Raw genomic sequence first — 324 nt, 5'->3', positions numbered from 1 at the left:
GAGCCGGAGGCTTATCGTTTTCTTGCTAGGCTAAGCGAGGAGCAACTGGTAACTTCGGCCATCGTTCAGGTTGAGTACGCCACCGGAGAGTTTGTTGTTGACCCAAGGCGGGAAAGAAGTGTGGAGGCCATGTTCGCGCGGTTTGCCGTCTTGCCCTTTGAGGGCAAGGTGGCTAGGAAGGCCATGCGGGAAGCGGCGAAGCTGAACCTGCCGAAGCTTCCCAACCCCCACAAGAAGCTGTTTGACCTAATGATTGCGACGACCGCTTGGGCGCACAACCGCACGTTGCTTACCGAAAACATCGGCGACTTCGCCGCCTTCGCC

The 324-nt window shown here is 58.0% G+C and carries 1 protein-coding gene; it reads left to right on the top strand.

Annotation, left to right across the window (positions count from 1 at the left end; all coding sequences use genetic code 11):
* Positions 1 to 324: type II toxin-antitoxin system VapC family toxin (locus tag BVI061214_RS12735; RefSeq protein WP_156303178.1), on the top strand; the 324-nt coding region annotated here is incomplete at both ends.

Source organism: Thermus aquaticus (assembly GCF_001280255.1).
Classification (GTDB): domain Bacteria; phylum Deinococcota; class Deinococci; order Deinococcales; family Thermaceae; genus Thermus; species Thermus aquaticus.
This window is presented reverse-complemented; position numbering and strand designations above follow the sequence as displayed.